This window comes from Pseudomonas sp. TE24901 (assembly GCF_054058375.1).
Genome location: NZ_JBSSAF010000010.1, coordinates 57,325 through 73,046 on the forward strand (window position 1 = coordinate 57,325; position 15,722 = coordinate 73,046).

Consider the following 15,722-nt stretch of genomic DNA (forward strand, 5'->3'; position numbering starts at 1 on the left):
AGAATTGATCGCATTCTAATCGCAGCCACAGAGACCGGCAACGCGTTAATTAATGTTATAGGATAACGCCAATTTTTCGCCTGACCTGTGACCCTCGCCCATGACCGACGCTGTCCCCCTGCGCCAACGCCTGCTTTCCATCGACGCCCTGCGTGGCCTGGTGATCCTGTTCATGTTGCTGGACCACGTGCGCGAAACCTTCCTGCTGCACCGCCAGGTCAGCGACCCGATGAACATCGACAGCACCGAACCGGCCCTGTTTGTCAGCCGCACCCTCGCCCACCTGTGCGCGCCGGTGTTCGTGCTGCTCACGGGCTTGTCGGCGTGGTTGTACGGCCAGAAATACCAGGGCCGCCAGGATGTATCGGCATTCCTGTTCAAGCGCGGTCTGTTTTTGGTGGTGCTGGAATTCACCCTGGTCAACTTCGCCTGGACCTTCCAACTGCCGCCGAGCGTGATCTACCTGCAAGTGATCTGGGCCATCGGCGTAAGCATGCTCGCCCTTGCCGCCCTGGTATGGCTGCCAAGGTCGCTGTTGATTGGGTTGGCGTTGCTCATCATCGCTGGCCACAACCTGCTGGATGGCGTGCACTTCGCGCCCGGCTCGGCCCTGCAAAACCTGTGGGCGATCCTGCATGAGCGCAGCTGGATCGAAGTCGGCGATTCGCTGCGCCTGCGCACCACCTACCCGGTAATGCCGTGGATCGGCGTAATTGCCCTGGGTTACGGCCTGGGTCCGTGGTTTGCCAATGGCCTGCAGCCAGCGAGGCGTCAGCGTTATCTGCTGCTGGCGGGTGTGGGGGCGCTGATCGGGTCTGCCGTGGTGCGAACACTCAATGGCTACGGTGAAAAGCCCTGGCAGAGCTACGACAGTGGCGTGCAGACGCTGATGAGCTTTTTCAACGTGACCAAGTACCCGCCTTCACTGTTGTTCCTGGCGATGACCTTGGGCGTGGGTCTGCTGCTGTTGCTGGCCTTTGAGCGCGCGGGGCACAAACGCTGGATCGCCCTGCTGGCCACCTTTGGCGCCGCGCCGATGTTCTTTTATCTGCTGCACCTGTATGTGCTGAAAATCCTGTATGTCGCGTGCGTGGCGTTGTTTGGCCTCAATCACGGCACCTACTTCGGCTTCGACAGCATCGGCGCCGTGTGGCTGGTGGCGCTGCTGCTACCGCTGGCGCTGTATCCGCCCGTGCGCTGGTTTGCCGGGCTCAAGGCACGCCGCCGCGACCTGGCCTGGCTCAAATACCTGTAACGCCTACGCGATGTGCACATAAAACGCGTGAAACATGAAGTACGCGCACACCGCCAACGCAATCCCCATGCACCGGTTGAACACGGTGAACGCCGAAGTCCCGTTGATACGCCGCCCCAGCCCAGCCCCGAGCAGTGCGTACACCCACGGCGCACCAAACGCGCCAAAGGCCAGCACCGCCGACACCAGCGCAATCGACACGCCGGTGATGTGCGCTGCCGGCAGCATCACACTGGTGATCGGCAGCACCGCCATGATGCCCTTGGGATTGAGCAACTGGATCACCAACCCGTTCCAGAACGTCAGGGTCTTGGTCGGCGCCGTTGACGCCGCCTCATCCACCACCGTGCGCGCAGTGAACACCTGGTACGCGAGGTACAGCGTGTATACGCCGCCCACCAACGAAATGTAGGGCAGCGCCGCCTGGGAGATGATCGCTTCGCCGGTGTAGCCAAACAGCACGAACAACACCAGCATCGCGCAGCCCACGCCGATGAAAAACCCGGTGGAACGACGGAACTGGCCGGTGAGCCCGGCATTAAGGCCCATGAAATTCACCGGGCCGGGGCTGTACATGACGCTGAATGCGTAGAGAAAAATGTCCATGGAAAACCTGCAGTAGAGGGAATGCAGCGAGTCTACTGAGGGCTGCCATGGGGGTTCTTGTACGTTCGTAGGTCGGCACGGCAGCGGGTGGGCCTACGAATCGCAACTGGCACCGGGGCTGAGATTACGCCTACCATGTAATGACACCTAGCCTGTGAACGTGCCCAATGCTCAAAGCCAGTCTGCGTACTCACCTGACCCTGTGGTTTGCCGGTTTATCGGTGCTCACTCTGCTGATCGTGGGCTTTTACGTAGGGCATATCGCCACTGAACAGGTGAAGCAGGCCAGCGGCAACGCGCTGCTCAGCACCGCCCGTTCCAGCGCGGCACTGCTGGCGGTGCAGTTGCGTGAGCGGCAGCTGGAAGTGTCGTTGCTGAGCAAGGCGCCGCTGTTCCGCCAGGGCAACCTGGATGCACCGGACATCATGACCTTGATGGAGTTGCGCACCCAGTCACGCGCCGAGTACGCGTGGATGGGCGTAGCGGACGCCGAGGGCCGTGTGCGCCAGGCGGTGAAGGGGTTGCTGGTCAATCAGTCGGTGCAGCAACGCCCGTGGTTCCAGGCGGGCATGCGCGGTGAGTACACCGGTGATCCCCACGAAGCCGTGCTGCTGGCCAAGCTGTTGCCGAGTGCGGCCAAGGGTGAGCCGTTGCGCTTTATCGACTTTGCCGCGCCGATCCGCAACGCCAAGGGTGAAACCATCGGCGTGCTCGGTGCCCACGCGCACTGGCGCTGGGTGACCCAGATCGTCGATGCGGCGGTGATGCAAAAGGACGCCGCGCCCAACCTGCAAGCACTGATCATCGACTTCGACGGCAAGGTGCTCTACCCCGAGATCCTCGCGGGCGAGCAAATGCCCCAGGCCAACCTGCACTCGCCTACCGGATGGACCACCGGCAACGGCTACGTGAGTGCCTCGGTGGCGGTGCCGAGCCCGTCCAATGCCAACCTGTCGTGGTACATCGTGGTCCGCCAGCCGCTGGACATCGCCCTGCAACCGGCACGGGTGCTGTTGTACAAATTGCTGATCCTGGGCGTGCTCGCCGCCCTCGTGTTCGGCCTGGTGGCGTACTACCTGGCACTGACCCTGAGCCGGCCGATCGAACGCCTGGCCAAGTCCGCCAAGCTTGTGCAGGAACAGCAGCCCGGCGCGGTGTTTTCCCAGGAGCATCCGGTGCTGGAAATCGCCCAACTGGGGCAGTCCATCAGCCGCATGACTCAATCGTTGCTTAGCAAGGAACGTGAGTTGCAGGAAGCCAATGCGTCCCTTGAAGCGACGGTCGCCCAACGCACGGCCGACCTCACCCAGGCCAACGCTGACCTGTTGAAACTGGCCACTCACGACGCGCTGACCGGGGTCTACAACCGCCGTCGCTTCGATGAAAAACTCGCCGAAAACAGTCTGTTGTTCCAGCGCACCGGGCGCACCTTCGCCCTGCTGTTGATCGACGCCGACTACTTCAAACGGGTCAACGATACCTACGGGCACGCTGTGGGTGACGACGTGCTCTGCCAGCTCGCTGCCCTGATCGAAAGCACCACCCGCGCCACGGACTTTGTCGCGCGTTACGGCGGTGAGGAGTTCGCGGTGCTGCTACCCGAAGTCGAAGAACCGGACAGCCCCGAAGTAGTCGCCGAAAAAATCCGCGCCGCCGTGGCCGCCGCCCAATTCCCCACGGTGGGCCATGTGACGGTGAGCATTGGCGTGGGCGTGGCCGAGCCGTCGGACCGCGACTCCTCGGCCCTGCTCAAGCGCGCCGACATGCAGCTCTACCAGGCCAAGGGTGCGGGCAGGAACCGGGTGGCGTAAACCTTGGGTTTTGCTTATCACTGAAATATCCGCCAGCGTCTGTATCCGCTGGCAGAGGCTTTTCATAATCGTGCTTCCTTAACACCTCAGGAAGCACACCATGCACCCATTGACGATAGTGCTGGCGCACGTTTTGGCACTGGCCCTCACTCTGCTTGGCGTGGGTTGCCTGGCGCTATTGCTGGCCTGTTTAGGTCGCCTGGTGTATTAACGGAGGCGGGTCTGAAAAGGGAAACGGGATGCAGGTAATAAACGACAACAGACCTGAATACATACTCAGGCTCGAACATCTTCTTTACGGCTACAACTACATGGTTTCGGTGGACAGTTATGGTCCATTGAGTACTGAGCAACCGTTGATTGAAGCGCTCAAGCAAACGGTGAGTTCATCCTGCGAAGTCACTCGCAGTGCGCCAATCAGTGCCGAGGACGCGCGCGCACTCATGCTTGAGTCGTTCTTGTTTGTGGGCGACTCAGGTGGAGGCCCTATTGACCTGCCGGATAAACGCGAAGAAATCATCGGCTTGGTGGAGCAATTGACCCAAGGCGTTCATCTTCACCAGGCCGATGCAATCCATGAGTTCTACTTGGCCAAAGGTCATCCGGGCTATCCGGTGTGGTGGGAGTTCGCCCTGGATATTCACGCGCAAGGACAGCGCTGGATTCTACTGGGCAGCAGCAGCGACTAAGCACACGGGGCTTGTAGTGAGCGGGCTCGCCCCGCGCCGCGTTGTCCCAGGCACCCGATTCTCCCGTGAGCGGGCGGTGTCTGGGCTGGCGCGGCGCGAGCAAGCTCGCTCACTACAAAGATCGGGTTTATAGCAGGGGGATCGAGTAGCTCACGAACACGCGGTTCTGGTCCTGGTCCCGTGCGACGTCGCTGCGCGATACGCCGTTGCGCCAGCCAAACCCGACGTTCTTGAACGTGCCGCTCTGCACCACGTAATCCAGGGAGATATCCCGCTCCCACTCGCTGGCGTTGTTGCCGGCGGTGGTGAGGATGTGGTCGCCCTTGAGGTACATCACCGACGCCTTGAGCCCCGGCAGGCCCAGTGCGACGAAGTCGTAGGCGTATTGCGCAAACGCCGTGCGCTCGCCGGCCTGGATGAAGGTCTGCACGGTGCGGTCGGTGTAGAGGTAGAGGCTGGAACCGCCCTCCCCTTTGTTCACCAGACCACCCTGGTTGAGCTGGGCGAAGTTGCTGTCGTCCGACACTTGCTGGTAACCCGCCGTAATCGCGTGCGGACCCAGGGAGTAGATGAACGCCGCACTCCAGGTGTTGTTGTCGATTTCACCCGTGCCGTTCTTGGTATAGCCGCTGAACTTGTAGCCTTCGGCCCGCCCGGCGGCGCTGCTGTTTTTGCCGTCGGAGGTGGTCTTGAAGTAACGCAGGTCGGTTTTCAACGAGCCGTAATCACCCAGCGGCAACACGTGGATCAACCCGGCAAAGTGCTGCTGGTAATAGTCTTCAAGATTGGCGTAGTAGTACTGGACCATCAGGTCCTTGGTCACCTGGTAATCGGCGCCGGCATAGTTGAATTTGTTGCTTTCCTGAGTGCCGCCCGCCGCCGCCAACCCACTGCGGTCGCTGGAACCTCGACCGGTGGTGTGTTGCAGCTGGCCGCCGATCAGGGTCAGGTTGTCGATGTCCTTGCTGGTGATCTGCCCGCCTTCGAACGACTGCGGCAACAGGCGGCCATCGTTACTCACCAGGATCGGCAAGTTCGGCCGCAGGTAGCCGTAGCGCAGTTCACTCCCGGCGAAACGCGCCTTGGCCGTTGCGCCGCCACGGACCCAGCTGTCTGCCGCCTTGCCGTCATCGTTGGGGATCATCGAACTGCCCACATGGCGCCCGGCGCCGCTGTCGAGGGTCACGCCGAGCATGCCGATCGCATCCAGGCCAAAGCCGACCGTGCCGTCGGTAAAGCCCGACTGGTAGTTGAGGATAAACGCCTGGCCCCACTCTTCAGTCTTCGACGGTGCCGCCGCACCGTCACGGTTATCGTTGTTGAAGTAGAAGTTGCGCATGTTCAAATTGGCTTTGCTGTCCCCCAGGAAGTCAGCCGAGGCCAAGGGGCTCAGGGCCACGCCCAACGTACCGGTCAATACGCTTAATACATTCAAAGTGGCTTTCATCAGGACGAGCTCCAGCGCGGAATTCAAGTTCCGGGCGCAAAAAATGGGCAGCAGAAAGCACTCGGCCAAACTCGGGTTGGCCGGTGCGTTAACTAACGTTCAACGACTTAGTTGTGCGAAGTGGACCTCCGTAAACGGCTAGTCAATCAATCCATGAGCGTCATAAAACGGGTACGGCCCCGGGTAGTCCCCGAACACCGCGTTGTGGCTGATCAACCCTTGAGATTGATCCCAGCGGTGCAGCAGGTAACCGGCCGGTTCCAGGTTGAAATGCGCAGGGGCTGCATCCTGCAAATCGAGTACGATCTGGTGCGAGGTGCCCGGGCACACACAACTGATGCTGCCACCGAAACGCCGCTGCATCGGACGATGCAAATGCCCGCAGAGCAGGCGCTCCACCTGCGGGTGACGAGCGACCACACGCTCCAGGGCAGCGGCGTTGATAAAGGGTTCGCGGTCCATATGGCCAATGCCGCTGATAAACGGCGGGTGGTGCAGGATCAGCAAAGTGGGCGCGTCGAAACGCAGCGCCAACTGTTCGTCGAGCCACTGCAATTGACTGTCGAGCAACTGGCCGCCGTGGCCACCAGGGATGGTCGAGTCCAGGCCGATCAAGCGCAGCGGATGTTCGTCCACCACCCAGTCCAGCGGGCCGTCAGCCGACGCTGGCAAGTAGGCGTGATCCGCAAATGCGTGAAGCAACGGCCCCCGCGTGTCGTGGTTGCCTGGCACCAGGTAGCACGGCATGTGCAGGCGTGCGAGTTCAGGGTGCAGCACGGCGTATTCATCGGCACGGCCGAAGTCCACCAGGTCGCCACTGATGACCACGATGTCGGGTCGTGGGTGACTGGCGTTCAAATGGTCGACGGCACGGCGCAGCGCGCCCAAGGTATCGACCACACCATAGGTGAGGCGTTGGCCGGCTTTGAGGTGCAGGTCGCTGATCTGCGCAACGATAAACGGACGATTCACAAATAGAGTCTCAGGCATTCAGGGTGAACAACATATGCGGCGCAATCGCCAGGGCAATCGGTGCGCCGACGGCGTAGAGTTGGTTGTCGCTGCTGTCCACCAGCAGCGGTTGCGGGCCGCCCACCTCCACCAGTAAACGGCTCTGCGCGCCCTGGAAGAACTGCGCCAGCAGGTGGCCGTGCAGGTGCCCTTCGCTCTCCATCACCTTGAGGTGTTCGGGGCGGCAATACACCGTGCTGGGCCGCTCGGCGGCATGCCACGGCAGCTCCCCGCCGCAGACTTTCAAACCATGGGCCGACGACGCGATCACCGGGAAAGCATTGAGGTTGCCGACAAAGCCTGCGACGAAGGCATTGGCCGGTTTCTGGTAGATCTCCCGCGGGCTGGCCAACTGCGCGACACGCCCCTGCTCCATCACCAGGATGCGGTCGCCCAGGGCCATGGCTTCGCCCTGGTCGTGGGTGACGAACACCGAGGTGATGCCGAGGCCACGCAGCAGCTCATTGAGCTCGCTGCGCAGGCGTTCGCGCAGTTGTGCGTCGAGGGCCGCCAGGGGTTCGTCCAGCAACAACACTTTCGGGCGCGGGGCCAAGGCGCGGGCCAACGCCACCCGCTGGCGCTGGCCGCCGGAGAGTTCATGGATGCTGCGTTTGCCATGGTGCTGCAAGCCCACCAGTTCCAGCAGTTCATCGCAGCGCTTGTTGCGCTCCAGCGCGGCCATGCCGCGAATCTTCAAGCCGTAGACGATGTTCCCGGCCACATCCAGGTTGGGAAACAGCGCGTAGTTCTGGAATACCATGCCCACGTCGCGGCGCTCGATGGGCAGGCGGGTCACGTCCTGATCACCAAACAGCACCTGGCCGACGTCCGGGCGCTCAAGGCCGGCGATCAGGCGCAAGGTGGTGGTCTTGCCGCAGCCGGACGGGCCCAGGATCGCCAGGGTCTCGCCGCCTTCGACGGTCAGGTTCAAGTCATGCACGGCCACGGTGCCGTCGGCGAACGCCTTGCGACAGCCTTGCAGGCGGATAGTGATAGCGGTCATCGACGCTCTCCACGGGACAAACGGGCACTGATGGCCTGCAGCGCAATCAGCAGCGGCACGATCATCAGCAAAAAAATAAGGGTGTAGGCGCTGGCGATTTCCAGGCGCGCCGAGGCGTAGCTGTCGGCCAGGCCCACCGGCAACGTCTTAGTCATGGGCGTGTGGAGCATCCAGGTCAGGTTGAATTCACCCAGGGACAAGGTCACCACCATCAACACACCGGCCAGGATCCCGGCCCGGCAGTTGGGCACCACCACGCTGAAAAAGCGCTTGATCGGCCCCGCGCCAAGGCTGGCCGCCGCCTCTTCCAGCACCGGCAGTTGCTGGCGCTGCATCACCGCCATCACCGGGCGCACCAGGAACGGCAAGGTGAACAGCACATGGCCGACCAGGATGAACAGCCAACTGCTGCGAAAGCTGCCGAACTGGCCGTAGGTCAACAGCAACGCCAGTGCACTGGCCAAGCCGGGCATGGCCACCGGCAGCACCATTAACTCTTCGAAGGCGCGGCTGAAGCGGTTGTTCATGCGCACCAGGGCGTAGGCCGCCGGTACGCCGATCACGCAGACGCACACCGCGCAGGCCAGGGCCAGTTGCAGCGACAGCCACACAGTGGGCGAATAGGCTTGCCACACCTGGACCAGCCAGTCGAAGGTCAAGCCGCTGGACAGGCCCACGAAGAAGTTGCGGGTCAAACCGGCCAGCAACGACATCAGCACCGGCACCAGCATGAAGGCGCACACCAGCAAGGTGAACAGCAGTTGAATCACAAACAGCGATGAACGTTTCACAGCACAGTCCCCGCGTTTTTCACCAGGCGCCGGGTAAGCAGCAGCACCGCCCAGGTCACCGCGCCCAGCACCACTGACAGCGCAGCGGCGACGGCAAAGTTGGCGTAGTTGGTGAACACGTTGTAGATCGCCACCGGGGTGACATTGAGCCGCGTGCCCAAGGTAAAGGCCGTACCGAAGGCGCCCATGGACGTGGCAAAACAGATCGCCCCGCACGACGCCAACGCAGGCGCCAAACCCGGCACGATCACGTCGCACACCACGCGCCAAAGCCCGGCGCCCAGGGAGTGCGCGGCCTCCTCCAGGCTGCGGTCGAGGCTCTCGCACGCCGCCATCACCGTGAGGATCACCCGCGGAATCGAGAAGTACAGGTAGCCCACGAACAGTCCTGCCAGCGAGTAGGCGAAGATCCAGCGCTCACCGGCCAGTTGCAGGCCCAGTGAAGCCAGCAAGCCTTGGCGACCGGCCAGCAGGATCACCAGGAAGCCCACCACCACGCCGGGAAAGGCCAAGGGAAAGGTGAGCAACGCGACCAATGCCGAGCGCCCGAAGAACTGGTGCCGGGCGAGGAACACCCCGCTGATGCCGCCGATCACCAACGCGACCAGCGTCACCACCACGGCCAGGACCAAGGTTTGCCCGAGGCTGCCCAGGTACTGCGCACTGCTGAGCACCTGCCAATAGCCGCTGCCATTGGCGTCACGGCTCTCGGCGCCAAGCACCACCAGGTGCGCCAGCGGCAACAGCCAGAACGCCAGCAGCACCGCAAAGGCCGGGGCCAAGGCCCAGGCTGCCTGTCTTGCCGATGCGGCCACTTACTTGACCTCGTTCAGGTAACGGGCGGCGAAGGCTTCCTGCACGGCGGCCATTTTTTCGTAGTCCTCCACGCCGGCGCGGGCATAGTCGCTATCGGGCAGGAACTGTGCCGCCACGTCAGCCGGCATTTTCATCGCGCGCACTGGGCGCAGATAGGCCTTGGCCCACAGTGCCTGGCCTTCGTCCGACAATACGAAGTCGAGGACTTTCTCGGCATTGGCGCGGTGCGGTGCGTTGGCCACCAGGCTCATCACGTAGGGAACGCTGATGCTGCCTTCCTTGGGGATCACGAAGGCGACGTTGGCGTTGTCCTTGTAGCGGGCGCGGTAGGCGTTGAAGTCGTAGTCCACCAGGATGGGCAGCTCACCCGACAGCACCCGCGCATAAGCAGTTTGCTTGGGCACGATGGGGGCGTTTTTCGCCAGCTTCTGGAAGTAGTCGATGGCCGGCGCGAAGTTGTCCAGGTCGCCGCCCATGGCGCGGTTGATCGCCACGGCCGAGACGTAGCCGACAAACGCGCTGGACGGGTCGAGGTAGCCGACCATGCCTTTGTACTCAGGCTTGAGCAGGTCGGCCCAGCTTTGCGGCACCGGCAAACCACCCAGCGCATCGACGTTGACCATGATGCCCAAGGTGCCGGAGTGGATTGCGAACCAGTGGCCGGCCGGGTCTTTCAAACCAGCAGGAATCTGGTCCCAGGCCTTGGGTTTGTAGGTGCCCACCACGTCGGCCTTCTGCGCTTGCAGGCCGAAGGTCACGCCGTAGTAAACGACGTCGGCCACGGGCGCGGCTTTTTCGGCCACCAACTGCGCCAGAGACTGGCCGGAGTTCTTGTTGTCCAGCGGCACCTGCACGCCGGTGCTGGCGGCGATGGCCTTGAGCTGAGTGCCCCAGTCGGCCCAGTCGGGCGGGCAGTTGTAGCAGATAGCGGTTTCGGCAGCCTGGGCCAGGCTGGCGGCCCCGCACAGCAGCACGGCTGCCAGGGTTTTACTGAACGCGCGCATCAGGCGTCTCCTCATGGGGTTGGGTGCTGTCGCCCGGCCGGATATGGCAAGGCAGGCAATGGGAAATCGGGTCGTTGCCGGCGATCTGCGCCAGCAACTGGTCAATCACGGTGCTGGCGAGCAGCGCGATGGGCTGCACCACGCTGCACAGGGTCGGGTGCATTTGGGTGCCAAGGCTGATGCCGTCAAAGCCCATCACCGAGAGTTGTTCGGGGACGTTCCAGCGGTTGCGGCGCAGTTCGGCGATCAGGCTGATGGCCAGGAAATCGTTGGAACACACCAGCGCGGTGGGCGCATCCGGACCTTGCAGGAAGGGTTCGATCGCGGCGAATTCAGCCTGGGTGTGGGCCGGCATTTCGATCACCGGGCGGCTGTCGAGGCCGTATTCGTTCATGGCGTCGCAGTAACCGGCGTAGCGCAGGCGCGCCCGGTCGGATTGCAACGCGGGGCCGGCGACCATACTGATACGGCGGTGCCCGGCCTCCAGCAAATAACGCGTGGCCAGGGCCATGCCGGCACGGTTATCCACCGACACGGCGCTGTAGTTGGGGTTGCTCGGTTGGTGATAAGCCAGCACGAACGGGGTTTGTTCGGTGTTCAGGCTGCTGAGCACGGCATTGCTTTCGGCATCGGTGACCGTCAGCACCAGGCCGTCGACCCGTTGGCGCAGCAGCTCTTCCACTACGATGCTCTCGCGCTCGCTGTTGTAGTCGGTAGTGGCCAGCAACAGGCTGTAGCCACGCAACCGAGCGGCGCGCTCCATGGCCTGGAACTGTTCGGCGAACACCGGGTTGAGCAGGTTGGGCACCACCACGCCGATCAACTGGGTGGTTTGCAGGCGCAACTGGCGACCCAGCAGATTGGGGCGAAACCCCAGTTCACGGGCGGCAGCGAACACCTGCTCACGGGTGGTCGGGCGCACTTGGTCGGGAGAAGCAAAGGTACGGGCGGCGGTAGCGCGGGATACGCCAGCCAGCCGTGCAACGTCTTTCAAGTCAGTCATTGTCACTCGCTTGAGATCGATCTCATTGGCGAGGACAGTAGCGAGGGAATGTGGCAGTCCAGTGGTGAGAAGATGACAGTTTGATGGCAATCAGCAACGACACCCTCTGCCGCCAAGAGGAGATCCAATGGGGGAGCTGGCTTGCTTGCGATAGCGATGTGTCCGGCAGCACATCCGGCACAGGAAGACCGCTATCGCAGGCAAACCAGCTCCCACATTCGACCGCATTTCAACGGATGGACTCGGTCACCTGTGGGAATTGTCGAGCCCCAGCGATGCTGCGAAGGCGGTGGGTCAGGCGACGTCTCTATTGGCTGTACCGCCGCTATCGCAGGCAAGCCAGCTCCCACATTCGACCGCATTTCAAAAGATGGATTCGGTCACCTGTGGGAGTTGTCGAGCCCCAGCGAGGCTGCGAAGGCGGCTTGCCAGGCGACATCTGTATTGGCTGTACCACCGCTTTCGCAGGCAAGCCAGCTCCCACATTCGACCGCATTTCAACGGATGGACTCGGTCACCTGTGGGAGCTGTCGAGCCCCAGCGAGGCTGCGAAGGCGGTGGATCAGGCGACGTCTCTATTGGCTGTACCGCCGCTATCGCAGGCAAACCAGCTCCCACATTCGACCGCATTTCAAAGGATGGACTCGGTCACCTGTGGGAGTTGTCGAGCCCCAGCGAGGCTGCGAAGGCGGTGGGTCAGGCGACGTCTCTATTGGCTGCGCCGCCGCTATCGCAGGCAAGCCAGCTCCCACATTCGACCGCATTTCAACGGATGGACTCGGTCACCTGTGGGAGCTGTCGAGCCCCAGCGAGGCTGCGAAGGCGGTGGGTCAGGCGACGTCTCTATTGGCTGTACCGCCGCTTTCGCAGGCAAGCCAGCTCCCACATTCGACCGCATTTCAAAGGATGGACTCGGTCACCTGTGGGAGTTGTCGAGCCCCAGCGAGGCTGCGAAGGCGGTGGGTCAGGTGGCACCTCTATTGGCTGTGCCATCGATTTCGCAGGCAAGCCAGCTCCCACAGGGAACGCGGTCAGGGATGGAACACCAAGCCTTCCTTGAAAGCGACTGCAAGTATGTCTTGGGCCGAAACGTTCACCCACCCCTCCGCATCGGGCGTACCGACAGTTGCCAACCATCGCCCCACCATCTGATACCCCAGCGCATAGCCCAGCCACCTCGGCTTGTCGCCCGTGCCAAAAAACCACGCGCTGTGATCGTAGTACGTCGCTGCCAGGTCACTCGCATCCACCGGATCCGCCTGCAAGGTTTCCAGGCTCAGCGCCCTCTCCCACGGCTCTGGCTCACTGCCCAACACGTGCCGCACAAACTGCCCGGCCAGGCCTTCGCTGATCAGTGCTTCGCCCAGCGTCCAGCCATACCCGGGGCCCGCCATGCGCAGGCAGTGATGCACCTCATGAATGATGTGACGAAGCATCGCGCCGTCGCGCAGGCTGGCAGCAAAGTTTGGATTGTCAGGGTCCAGGGTCATGGAGAACATCGTACTGCGATAGGCGCGTCCCACCAGGCCGAGTTCGGCGAGGGTTTCGCCGGGCAGTCGCTGGATCAGTACATCCAGCCGAGGGGGTGGCATCCAGCGGGAAATGGCCTGGTAGGCGTTCTCGAATGCGAGGGTCAATTGACCGCGCTGCTCGACCAGTGAGCCCGAAGCCTCCAGCCAATGAAGTGTCCAAGCGTCCATTCTCACCTCTCGTCGTCCCAACCGGTTTATGTCACTGGAGCGGCCCATCATACCGTTGAGCTGTCATATCCATAGGTCAGTTTAAAAGCAGGGCAGCAAAATCCGCCCGCTAACCTTTCGATTCGATCCAAGTGCGGGCACAATGCGTGTCCTTTTTTGGCAGGCACCGCCGCAGGCTCTCAAAAATGATCAAAACGCCGTACTACCTCATCGATAAACAGAAGCTTCTGGTCAACATGCAGAAGATTGCTTACGTGCGCGAGCAGTCCGGCGCCAAGGCGTTGCTGGCGCTCAAGTGCTTTGCCACCTGGTCGGTGTTCGACCTGATGCAACAGTACATGGACGGCACCACGTCGTCGTCGCTGTATGAGCTCAAGCTCGGTCGCCAGAAGTTCGAAGGCGAGGCGCACGCCTACAGCGTGGCCTGGGCCGACGATGAAATCGAAGAGATGCTGGATAACTGCGACAAGATCATCTTCAACTCCATCAGCCAGCTGCAGCGTTTTGCCGAACGTAGCGAAGGCAAGACCCGTGGCCTGCGTGTGAACCCGCAGGTGAGCAGCTCCGACTACCTGCTGGCCGACCCGGCGCGCCCGTTCAGCCGCCTGGGCGAATGGGACCCGGTGAAGATCGAAGGCGTGATCGACCAGATCTCCGGTTTCATGTTCCACAACAACTGCGAGAACGGCGACTTCAGCCTGTTCGACAAGATGCTCGGTGTGATCGAAGAACGCTTTGGCGCGCTGCTGCACAAGGTCGAGTGGGTCAGCCTCGGCGGCGGCATCCACTTCACCGGTGAAGACTATGCCGTGGACGCGTTCTGCGCCCGCCTCAAGGCGTTCTCCGAGAAGTACGGCGTGCAGGTCTACCTGGAGCCCGGCGAAGCGGCGATCACCAACAGCGCTTCCCTGGAAGTCACCGTGCTCGACACCCTCTACAACGGCAAGAACCTGGCCGTGGTAGACAGCTCCATCGAAGCCCACCTGCTGGACCTGCTGATCTATCGCCTCAACGCCAAGCTGGCGCCAAGCGACGGCGAACATACCTATATGGTGTGCGGCAAATCCTGCCTGGCCGGGGACATCTTCGGCGAGTATCAATTTGATCGTCCGCTGGCCATCGGCGATCGGCTGTCGTTCATCGACACCGCAGGCTACACCATGGTCAAGAAAAACTGGTTCAACGGCCTGAAAATGCCGTCCATCGTAGTGAAACAACTCGACGGTACTGTCGAGGTGGTTCGTGAATTTGGTTACGACGACTACCTGTCCAGCCTTTCGTAAGCTGGCGGATAAAGGAGAGATAAAGCAATTGAAAAAGAACGTTCTTATCATTGGTGCAGGAGGTGTCGCCAAGGTGGTGGCCCACAAGTGCGCGCAGCACAACGACGAACTCGGTCGTATTGCTATCGCGTCGCGCAACATCTCCAAATGCCAGGCCATCATCGACAGCGTCAAGGCCAAGGGTAGCCTCAAGGTTCCCGCCGACATCCAAGCCTTCGCGCTGAACGCCCTGGACGTGGAAGCGACCAAGGCCCTGATCCGCGAGACCGACTCGCAGATCGTCATCAACGTGGGTTCCGCGTTCCTCAACATGTCGGTCCTGCGTGCCTGCATCGACACGGGCGTTGCGTACCTCGACACCGCCATCCACGAAGAGCCGGGCAAGGTCTGCGAGACCCCGCCGTGGTACGGCAACTACGAATGGAACCACCTGGAAGAGTGCAAACAGAAGAACATCACAGCCATCCTTGGCGTGGGCTTCGACCCGGGTGTCGTCAACGCGTATGCCGCGCTGGCGCAGCAACAGCATTTCGACCGCATTGATTCGATCGACATCCTCGACGTCAATGCCGGCTCCCATGGCAAATACTTCGCCACCAACTTCGACCCGGAAATCAACTTCCGCGAGTTCACCGGACAGGTGTGGAGCTGGCAGAACAGCCAGTGGACCAGCAACACCATGTTCGAAGTCAAACGCACTGACGACCTGCCAGTTGTCGGTTCGCAGAACCTCTACCTCACCGGCCACGATGAAGTGCACTCGCTGTCGAAAAACCTCGACGTGCCCAACGTGCGTTTCTGGATGAGCTTCGGCGAACACTACATCAACGTGTTCACCGTGCTGAAGAACCTCGGCCTGCTCTCCGAGAAGCCGGTCACCACCGCCGAAGGCCTGGAAGTGGTGCCGTTGAAACTGGTCAAGGCCGTACTGCCCGACCCGTCTTCGCTCGCCCCTGGCTACACCGGCAAGACCTGCATCGGCGACCTGGTCAAAGGCACCAAGGACGGCCAGCCGCATGAGATGTTCATCTACAACGTGGCATGTCACGAAGAAGCCTTCGCTGAAACTGACAGCCAGGGCATCTCCTATACCGCAGGCGTGCCACCGGTGGCCGCTGCGCTGCTGGTTGCCCGTGGCGAGTGGGATGTCAAGCACATGGCCAACGTCGAAGAACTGCCGGCCGAGCCGTTCCTGAAGGCGCTGGATGTGATGGGCCTGCCGACCCGCATCAAGGACGAGCACGGTGATCGTGCGTGGGATGCGACTGCCTGATAGGCAATTGCTGACCAAAAAAATGCGCCC

General features: G+C 61.9%; 14 protein-coding genes. 5 read left to right on the forward strand and 9 right to left on the reverse strand.

The features are described from left to right. The first annotated feature begins 100 nt into the window (after positions 1–100). Positions 101–1,255, forward strand: a complete 1,155-nt coding sequence (locus ACVWVP_RS20400; RefSeq protein WP_457407700.1) for a DUF1624 domain-containing protein — start codon at positions 101–103, stop codon at positions 1,253–1,255. 3 nt (positions 1,256–1,258) lie between these two features. On the opposite strand, the gene ACVWVP_RS20405 is transcribed toward ACVWVP_RS20400, so the two are convergent. After that, entirely contained in the window at positions 1,259–1,861 is a 603-nt protein-coding gene (locus ACVWVP_RS20405; protein ID WP_457407702.1) for a LysE family translocator, read from the reverse strand. Between the two features lie 167 nt (positions 1,862–2,028). Between ACVWVP_RS20405 and ACVWVP_RS20410 the strand changes: the two genes are divergently transcribed. Continuing rightward, on the forward strand, positions 2,029–3,672 hold the full coding sequence (locus tag ACVWVP_RS20410) for a sensor domain-containing diguanylate cyclase (RefSeq protein ID WP_178922230.1): 1,644 nt from the start codon (positions 2,029–2,031) through the stop codon (positions 3,670–3,672). 239 nt (positions 3,673–3,911) lie between these two features. Beyond that, positions 3,912–4,361, forward strand: coding sequence for a hypothetical protein (locus tag ACVWVP_RS20415; RefSeq protein WP_178922232.1), 450 nt, complete (start codon positions 3,912–3,914; stop codon positions 4,359–4,361). Between the two features lie 127 nt (positions 4,362–4,488). On the opposite strand, the gene ACVWVP_RS20420 is transcribed toward ACVWVP_RS20415, so the two are convergent. The 8 genes from ACVWVP_RS20420 to ACVWVP_RS20455 form a co-directional block, all read right to left on the reverse strand. Further along, positions 4,489–5,808: an OprD family porin gene (locus ACVWVP_RS20420; RefSeq protein WP_457407704.1), complete on the reverse strand. Its 1,320-nt coding sequence runs from the start codon at positions 5,806–5,808 to the stop codon at positions 4,489–4,491. Positions 5,809–5,946: 138 nt separating this feature from the next. Then, positions 5,947–6,780 carry a phosphodiesterase gene (locus ACVWVP_RS20425; RefSeq protein WP_457407705.1) on the reverse strand — a complete coding sequence of 278 codons (834 nt, stop codon included), beginning with the start codon at positions 6,778–6,780 and terminating at the stop codon, positions 5,947–5,949. A gap of 10 nt (positions 6,781–6,790) precedes the next feature. Beyond that, positions 6,791–7,822: an ABC transporter ATP-binding protein gene (locus ACVWVP_RS20430; RefSeq protein WP_176995647.1), complete on the reverse strand. Its 1,032-nt coding sequence runs from the start codon at positions 7,820–7,822 to the stop codon at positions 6,791–6,793. Next, on the reverse strand, positions 7,819–8,613 hold the full coding sequence (locus ACVWVP_RS20435) for an ABC transporter permease (protein WP_259174840.1): 795 nt from the start codon (positions 8,611–8,613) through the stop codon (positions 7,819–7,821). Before ACVWVP_RS20435 ends, ACVWVP_RS20430 begins: the two co-directional genes overlap by 4 nt. Next, on the reverse strand, positions 8,610–9,428 hold the full coding sequence (locus tag ACVWVP_RS20440) for an ABC transporter permease (RefSeq protein WP_457407707.1): 819 nt from the start codon (positions 9,426–9,428) through the stop codon (positions 8,610–8,612). Before ACVWVP_RS20440 ends, ACVWVP_RS20435 begins: the two co-directional genes overlap by 4 nt. Then, on the reverse strand, positions 9,429–10,433 hold the full coding sequence (locus ACVWVP_RS20445; RefSeq protein ID WP_457407708.1) for an ABC transporter substrate-binding protein: 1,005 nt from the start codon (positions 10,431–10,433) through the stop codon (positions 9,429–9,431). After that, on the reverse strand, positions 10,417–11,436 hold the full coding sequence (locus ACVWVP_RS20450) for a LacI family DNA-binding transcriptional regulator (protein ID WP_176995643.1): 1,020 nt from the start codon (positions 11,434–11,436) through the stop codon (positions 10,417–10,419). The genes ACVWVP_RS20445 and ACVWVP_RS20450 overlap by 17 nt, the downstream gene beginning before the upstream one ends. A 1,031-nt stretch (positions 11,437–12,467) precedes the next feature. Beyond that, positions 12,468–13,136, reverse strand: a complete 669-nt coding sequence (locus ACVWVP_RS20455; RefSeq protein WP_178922246.1) for a DUF2268 domain-containing putative Zn-dependent protease — start codon at positions 13,134–13,136, stop codon at positions 12,468–12,470. 185 nt (positions 13,137–13,321) lie between these two features. Here ACVWVP_RS20455 and ACVWVP_RS20460 point away from each other — a divergent pair, with 185 nt between their 5' ends. Together ACVWVP_RS20460 and ACVWVP_RS20465 are read left to right on the forward strand one after the other, a co-directional pair. Next, a complete protein-coding gene (locus ACVWVP_RS20460; protein WP_178922248.1) occupies positions 13,322–14,419 on the forward strand; it encodes a carboxynorspermidine decarboxylase in 1,098 nt (365 codons plus the stop codon). Positions 14,420–14,447: 28 nt separating this feature from the next. Further along, positions 14,448–15,692, forward strand: coding sequence for a saccharopine dehydrogenase family protein (locus ACVWVP_RS20465; RefSeq protein WP_176995639.1), 1,245 nt, complete (start codon positions 14,448–14,450; stop codon positions 15,690–15,692). Positions 15,693–15,722 lie beyond the last annotated feature (30 nt).

What these genes read in the sequence shown, in the direction of transcription:
- ACVWVP_RS20410 (WP_178922230.1), top strand. Translation starts at nt 2,029, where the DNA reads ATGCTCAAAGCCAGTCTGCGTACTCACCTGACCCTGTGGTTTGCCGGT.
- ACVWVP_RS20405 (WP_457407702.1), bottom strand. Translation starts at nt 1,861, where the DNA reads ATGGACATTTTTCTCTACGCATTCAGCGTCATGTACAGCCCCGGCCCG.
- ACVWVP_RS20420 (WP_457407704.1), bottom strand. Translation starts at nt 5,808, where the DNA reads ATGAAAGCCACTTTGAATGTATTAAGCGTATTGACCGGTACGTTGGGC.
- ACVWVP_RS20450 (WP_176995643.1), bottom strand. Translation starts at nt 11,436, where the DNA reads ATGACTGACTTGAAAGACGTTGCACGGCTGGCTGGCGTATCCCGCGCT.
- ACVWVP_RS20430 (WP_176995647.1), bottom strand. Translation starts at nt 7,822, where the DNA reads ATGACCGCTATCACTATCCGCCTGCAAGGCTGTCGCAAGGCGTTCGCC.
- ACVWVP_RS20445 (WP_457407708.1), bottom strand. Translation starts at nt 10,433, where the DNA reads ATGCGCGCGTTCAGTAAAACCCTGGCAGCCGTGCTGCTGTGCGGGGCC.
- ACVWVP_RS20460 (WP_178922248.1), top strand. Translation starts at nt 13,322, where the DNA reads ATGATCAAAACGCCGTACTACCTCATCGATAAACAGAAGCTTCTGGTC.
- ACVWVP_RS20455 (WP_178922246.1), bottom strand. Translation starts at nt 13,136, where the DNA reads ATGGACGCTTGGACACTTCATTGGCTGGAGGCTTCGGGCTCACTGGTC.
- ACVWVP_RS20415 (WP_178922232.1), top strand. Translation starts at nt 3,912, where the DNA reads ATGCAGGTAATAAACGACAACAGACCTGAATACATACTCAGGCTCGAA.
- ACVWVP_RS20400 (WP_457407700.1), top strand. Translation starts at nt 101, where the DNA reads ATGACCGACGCTGTCCCCCTGCGCCAACGCCTGCTTTCCATCGACGCC.